Raw genomic sequence first — 1,760 nt, forward strand, 5'->3', positions numbered from 1 at the left:
GCGCCGGAGCCGCCGGGAGGCGGGGTGTAGGCACCCCGTGTGGGGGTCGTGGTTGCCACGGAGGGAGTCCTTCCCTGGAGGTTTGGGCCGGTTACGGGGCGGGAGGCACATGCAGGGACCGGGCGCCCGTCCCGCCGCTCCCTGTGCGGATCGTCCGCGGTGCCGGGCGGTCCGCGCCGCGGCCTGACGTGCGTGCGGGGCCGGGCCCGGCCACCGGACACGGGGTCCGGCCGGCCGGGCACCGGCCTGAGGCCTGGTGCCCGCCTGTCCGGTGGTCCCCGTCGGGCGCGACGGGCCCGGCAAGAAGCGTCGGACAGGCGTGGTCCTGCTGAGCGTGGTCGTGCCGGAACAGGATCGCGTTGCTCGTGGTCCCGTGCCCCGGCCGGCCCCGCTCGACGGCCTCGCGCCCGCGGCGGGAGCCGTCGTACGGCTCCGCGCGCGGGCGCGGTGCGGGCGGCCGGAGGAACCGCCCGCACCCCGGGCGGTCGTCAGCCGATCGCCTTGTCGATCGTGTCGGTCGCGTCCTTCCAGGCCTTGTCGGGCTTGGTGCCCCGCTGCTCCATGTTGTTGATCTGGGTGGAGATCGTGTCCTTGATCACGCCGTCCTTCGGGCCGAGCACGGCCTCGGGGATGGACTTGGCCTCGTCGGCGTAGATCTGGCCGATCGGGGCGTCGCTGAAGTACGGAAGCTTGGCGGTCTTCACGCTGGCCAGCTCGTAGGCGCCCTTGTTGGACGGGAAGACACCGACGGCCTTGAACACGGCGGCCTGCTGCTCCGGAGCGGTCAGCCACTTGACCAGCTCGGTGGCCTCCTTGACGTGCTTGCCGCTCTTGGGCACGGCCAGGAAGGAGCCGCCCCAGTTGGCCGCGGTGGTGCCGGGCGCACGGGTGATGTCCCACTTGCCCTTGTACTTGTCACCGGAGTAGGTCGAGATCTGGGCTGCCATCCAGGCCGGGCAGGCCATGGAAGCGATCTTGCCCTTGCGCAGCGCCGCCTGCCACGGGTCCTGGAACTGGGGCAGACCACCGCTCAGCTTCTTCGCGGCGGCCTCGGCCGCAAGGTTCCAGCCCTGCTTGACGGCCGCGCTGTCCTTGTAGACCGCCTTGCCGTCGGCGTCGTAGTACTGCTGCGCGGAGGAGCTGACGACCGCGTTGTACATGGCGCTCGCGGAGTCCATGAAGAAGGTGCCGGAGGGGGCCTTCTGCTTGTACTGCTCACCGAGCTTGATGTAGTCCTCCCAGCCGCCCGCGACCGCCTTCGCCACGGCGTCGCGGTCGGAGGGCAGACCGGCCTGCTGGAAGAGGTCCTTGCGGTAGCACAGGGACATCGGGCCGATGTCGGTGCCGGCGCCGATCACCGTGCCGTCCTTCGCGGTGGCCTGCTTCTCCTTCCAGGAGACCCAGTCGCTCACGTTGATGGACTTGCTCAGGTCGGCGAACTTGGCCGCCTGGGTGTCGACGACCTCCTTGATGCGGCCGACCTCGATGCCCGTGACGTCGGCCAGGCCGCTGCCCGAGTTCAGCTGCTGAAGCAGCCTCGGGTAGTAGACCTGCTCGTCGGTGGTGGTGTCCTCCTTGACCGTGATGTTCGGGTGCAGCTTGTGGTACTGCTCGAACAGGCCGGCTTCCTTGTAGCCGAACTGACCGAAGTCGGCCAGTTTGAGCGTGATGTTCCCGTTGGAATCCGAGGCGTTCGAATCGTCGCCGTCGTCGCTGCTGCAACCGGTCAGCAGCAGGGCCGAAGCCGTCAGAACCGTCGT

1 protein-coding gene is annotated in these 1,760 nt (G+C 69.7%); it reads right to left on the reverse strand.

Annotated features, from left to right (window positions below):
* Positions 1–488 precede the first annotated feature (488 nt).
* Positions 489–1,760 (reverse strand): ABC transporter substrate-binding protein (locus tag IE318_RS33815; RefSeq protein WP_229903923.1); only part of this gene is annotated, 1,272 nt, incomplete at its 5' end.

Source organism: Streptomyces spiralis (genome assembly GCF_014654675.1).
Classification (GTDB): domain Bacteria; phylum Actinomycetota; class Actinomycetes; order Streptomycetales; family Streptomycetaceae; genus Streptomyces; species Streptomyces spiralis.